Raw genomic sequence first — 4,615 nt, forward strand, 5'->3', positions numbered from 1 at the left:
CGGATACAAGACGCCGCATGCCTCCCTCACCCCGAGCAAAACCATGCCTGACCAGCAGAAATCAACGGATCACGTTCGGTTGAGATACGGCTTCTGAACGCCGGGAACTCTCACGCCGACCAAGCAGGCGGAGACGCCGCGTTCTGGGGCGCGTGGCAGCAAGCAATGGTGCTCTCTCCGTCCCGCCAGCAGCATCACTGCACGGGATGGCCTGTGCGAATTGCGACAGGACAAGGAAGGCAGCGTCGCGTATCACCCCGGGGAGGCAGTCGAGGTAACTCCTGGGCCCTCTGGAAGGCACTTGTGTCCACTGGAGCGAACACCCGGTCCTGATCACAATCACGCCAGCGTCCAGGAGCTACTCAGTCCGCGGCCGAGGGCGATCTCGTCGGGTCTGCGGTGACCGAAGGCGGCGTCCAGGGCCGTGCGGCGCAGCAGGCGGCTGGCGTGGATGATGACCACCGGAAGCGATGTCCAACGGCACCGCGGGTACGGATCGCGGCCCGCGGCTGATCGAACACGTAATGCCTGGAATTGACCTCGCGAATGTGTCTGCCGGGGTTTCACGAGTGCTTCCAGTTCCTGTTCCCACACGCTCATCGGCACATCGTCGATCACGACGGTGCACTGTCCCGTGCGTGGTCACTACATGCGGCGCAGGCCCACGTTCGCGGGACGGCCCTTCCAAGACCGCCCGCACCCGCCGACGTCCCGCTACGCTCCCCGCCTTCAGCCCGTTGACCAGCATAGATACAGAAGCCCGGCTGGATTACCGGGCCCGGTCACTGGTTTTCTGACATGCTGTTGTCCCGTCCACCTTTCGGATCCAGGTAAGTCACCTGGCCCAGGAACCTGTTCCAAGTTCCTCCCGGCTGAATCCGGGATTCAAACAGAGCGCCTCGTGGCACACAAGGTGCGCTCAACGATCCACCGTCGTGGGATGACTTTGAATCCTTCATCTGCGGGGGCGCTTCGCGCGACGTGGACGTCGATGGCGAGGGTTGCGCCGTGGTCGAAGGCTTTGGTTCGGTAGCCGGAGCCCGTCCAGACGCCTCACGAGTTGCCCCCCAACCGGCTGATATGCGAACGAATGGAGTTCGTATCAGCCCCAGCTGGGGCTGATACGAACAGACCGCCAGCCGACATCCCCTGCTCCACTTCCGAACGAGATGAGCCGATGACCCACCCCTACGCCGATGCACCGAACGCCAGCCAGGCCGCCGCACTGTGGTGGGCGCACCAGATCAGGGAGAACTACGCGAACGCCGGTGAACCGATTCCCCCGGGCGCGCTCGAGCTCTTCGTGCGTACGGTCCAGGCCAGCGTCGATGACGCACTCAAGGTACCGCTGACCGGCGCGATCTGGCAGGACGCTGGCCGCGTGAGGTTGCTGTACGGACGGGCGGTCCTCGACGTCGACTACCACCCCACGACTCCGCTGCTGAAGGAAGCAATGGAGACCAGCAGCCTGCGCCTCGCCATGCTTCCCGTGCGTTCAGCCACCACTATCAGCCGCCGATCAGTGCAGGCGTGCCTCCGGGACGGCGGGCACACCGTCATCTGGGGCGTCCACGAGGAGCCGCGGGCTGGATGGGTGCTCGGTCACGGCCCGGGGCCGTCCGTCGAATGACCAGCTCGGTCGGCCTGGCCCCTCGGGTGCTGGATTTGGCGGGACTTCGGCTCCCGACGCAACAGCCGCGGAGCTGGCCTCCCTTGCCGCTCAGGCCAGAACCAACACACAAACCTGGGCACGCCACGCCCACGCGGCCGCGATGGGTATCACCTGGTGTCGAGCTCGCTGAGGACCGCCTCCGCCTGAACAGAGTCGATACCGCCAGCCAGCGCCGTCTCCACTACAAGGCACGTGCCTCGGCGCCCGGCAAAGCGCTGACCCTCCGCGGCAGCATCCGCCTTGAGGGCGTCCTGAAGACCTTCGGGGATGACGGCGTGTGGCCGCACGGCGCTGACCACGCGGCCCGGATCCCAGATCTCATGCGGTCCTACCTTGTTGGTGGGTTGGACGGGCCGTCGTAGGGTCCAGAGGCCCAGAGACTCCGGGTATGGCTTTCATGCGGTTGCCCTCGATGGTTCGCGACACCTGGCCGCCCGGAGTCTCACGGCGACTCGGCCACTGATTAGGAGCTGCGAGCACCTGCGGGCGCATCGCTGAGTAGGACCACGTCGGCGAGGTCGTCCGGGAGCACAGAACATCGAACGACCGGAGGAACTGGTGGCCCAGATCTGGGCGGGTACGGATATCGGCAAGACCCACCACCACTGTGTGGTCCTGGGAGCCGAGGGCGAGCGGCTGTTGTCGCGGCGCGTGCTGAACGACGAACCGGAACTGCTGGCCCTGCTCGCTGACGTGCTGGCCATCGACGAGGACGTGGTCTGGGCGGTCGACGTCGCCGACGGCATGGCCGCCCTGTGGATCAATGTGCTGCTCAACCATGGTCAGCACCTCGTCTACATACCGGGGCTGGCGGTCAACCGGGCCTCTGCCGGCTACCGGGGCATGGGCAAGACCGATGCCAAGGACGCGACCGTCATCGCGGACCAGGCCCGGATGCGCCGGGACCTGACGGTCCTGCGGCCGGACAGTGAGCACGCCGTCGAGTTGCAGGTCCTCACCGGCCGCCGGGCCGACCTGAACGCCGACCGGACCCGCCGGATCAACCGCCTGCGCAGTCAACTCACTGGCATTTTCCCCGCGTTGGAGCGCGTCCTGGACCTGGGCAACGTCGGTCCGCTGGTCCTGCTCACCGGCTACCAGACTCCGGCTGCCCTGCGCCGCACCGGTGTCAAGCGGCTGGAGACCTGGCTGCGCAACCGCAAGGTCCGCGGCGCCGAGGACCTGGCCGCCGCCGCTCTGGAGGCCGCCGCACGCCAGCACACCGCCGTCACCGGGGAGAGGGCCATCGCGCAGGTGATCCACACCCTGGCCAAGGAGGTGATGACCTTCAACGAGCAGATCGCGGAGATCGACAAGCTCATTGGGGCCCGGTTTCGCGAACACGACCTCGCCGAAGTGATCTCCAGCATGCCCGGCATCGGCCCTCTGCTGGGTGCCGAATTCCTCGCTGCCACGGCCGGCGACATGAGCCGCTTCGGCACGGCCGACCGCCTGGCCAGCCTCGCCGGTGTCGCCCCGGTGCCCCGGGACTCCGGCAACGTCAGCGGCAACCTGCACCGCCCCCGGCGCTACCACCGCGGCCTGCAACGCGTCTTCTACACCTCCGCGCTCATCAGCATCCGCAACTGCGACGCATCCCGGCGCTTCTACGAACGCAAGCGCGCCGAGGGCAAACGACACACCCAGGCCGTCCTTGCCCTGGCCCGCCGCCGAGTGAACGTCTTGTGGGCTCTGATCCGTGACGGACGGTGCTACCAAAGCAACCTCCCCGTCACAACTGCCGCTTGACAACATCATTAGGAGGTGTCGTTCCCATCCAGACCACCTGGACAACTACGCCTTCGGCATCCTCATCGAGCACTTGGGCGAAGTACGTGAAGAGGCTGGCATCCCATCCGACCCGTATCACGCGCTCATCGGGAGCGCCTTGGAGCGCAGCAAGCTCACGTGCGGACAATGAGCTGCCCCGAGTTTCGTAGCGGCCGGTTTGCGTGTCTTCAGGCGGCGTTCGAGGATGGCCAGGGAACGGTAGTACGCGGCTTCGAATTCCTCGGGTGGGACGTAGTCGAGGGCGGAGTGCAGGCGCTCGGTGTTGTACCAGCCGACCCACTGGACGACGGCGTGTTCGACCTGGTCAGCGTCTCGCCATGGGCCCTGGTGCTCGATCAGCTCGGCCTTGAAGGAGCCGTTGAGGGCCTCAGCCATGGCGTTGTCGTAGCTGTCGGCGACGGCGCTCGCGCCCGCTTCCAACAGCCGTTCGCCGTAGCGGATGGATACGTCTTGCGAACCGCGATCACTGTGATGAATCAGCCCCGAGCCCTTCTTGATGCCACGCCGCCACAGGGCCATCTCCAGGGCGTCCAGCGGGAGATCGGTGCGCATGTGGGTGGCGAGCTGCCATCCGACGATCATGCGCGAGTACACGTCCAGGACGAAGGCGACGTAGACCCAGCCTGACCAGGTGCGGATATAGGTGAGGTCGGCGACCCACAGCTGGTTCGGACGAGGGGCTTCGAAGTGGCGGTTGACCAGGTCCGGTGGCCTGGGTGCGGACGGCTCGGGGATGGTGGTGCGGCGCCGCTGTCCGCGGATGACGCCTTCCAGGCCGTCTTCGCGCATCAGCCGTTCGACGGTGCACCGGGCGGCGTGCACGCCTTCGCGTCGCAGCTGGCGGTGGACGCGCCGGGCTCCGTAGGTCTCCCCGGATGCGGCGTGGATGCGGCGGATGTGCTCGACGAGCCGTTCGTCACGCAGGTGCCGGGCGGATGCGGGCCGCCTGCGGCGGGCGTTGTATGCCGAGACCGACAGGTCCAGTTCCCGACACACCGGCTCGACCCCGAAGTCGTCGCGGAGGTGGTTGATCACCGCGTCGGCCTCGTGCGGGGCTGGTCGGTGAAAGTCGGCCCGGGGCGCGGTTCCGGCCTTTCGGCCAGCCCGTTTCCCCGGACCGCTTCCCGAACCCGGCGGGCACCTCTCAATGCA

Annotated in this window: 4 protein-coding genes and 1 pseudogene; 2 read left to right on the top strand and 3 right to left on the bottom strand. The window is 66.8% G+C overall.

Translation table 11 applies throughout. The features are described from left to right. Positions 1-339 precede the first annotated feature (339 nt). Both ACWGI8_RS40035 and ACWGI8_RS40040 read right to left on the bottom strand, forming a co-directional pair. Positions 340-618: a hypothetical protein gene (locus ACWGI8_RS40035; RefSeq protein WP_453668366.1), complete on the bottom strand. Its 279-nt coding sequence runs from the start codon at positions 616-618 to the stop codon at positions 340-342. A 294-nt stretch (positions 619-912) separates the two neighbouring features. Further along, positions 913-1,047, bottom strand: a pseudogene (locus tag ACWGI8_RS40040) (IS5 family transposase); the annotation flags it as partial. A 130-nt stretch (positions 1,048-1,177) separates the two neighbouring features. Here ACWGI8_RS40040 and ACWGI8_RS40045 point away from each other — a divergent pair. Both ACWGI8_RS40045 and ACWGI8_RS40050 read left to right on the top strand, forming a co-directional pair. Further along, positions 1,178-1,630, top strand: coding sequence for a hypothetical protein (locus tag ACWGI8_RS40045; RefSeq protein WP_453668367.1), 453 nt, complete (start codon positions 1,178-1,180; stop codon positions 1,628-1,630). Positions 1,631-2,230: 600 nt separating this feature from the next. Beyond that, positions 2,231-3,421 carry an IS110 family transposase gene (locus ACWGI8_RS40050; protein ID WP_453668368.1) on the top strand — a complete coding sequence of 397 codons (1,191 nt, stop codon included), beginning with the start codon at positions 2,231-2,233 and terminating at the stop codon, positions 3,419-3,421. 117 nt (positions 3,422-3,538) lie between these two features. Here ACWGI8_RS40050 and ACWGI8_RS40055 read toward each other — a convergent pair whose 3' ends face one another. Continuing rightward, entirely contained in the window at positions 3,539-4,612 is a 1,074-nt protein-coding gene (locus ACWGI8_RS40055; protein WP_453668369.1) for an IS3 family transposase, read from the bottom strand. Between the last annotated feature and the right edge of the window lie 3 nt (positions 4,613-4,615).

It is taken from the genome of Streptomyces sp. NPDC054841 (assembly GCF_053611045.1).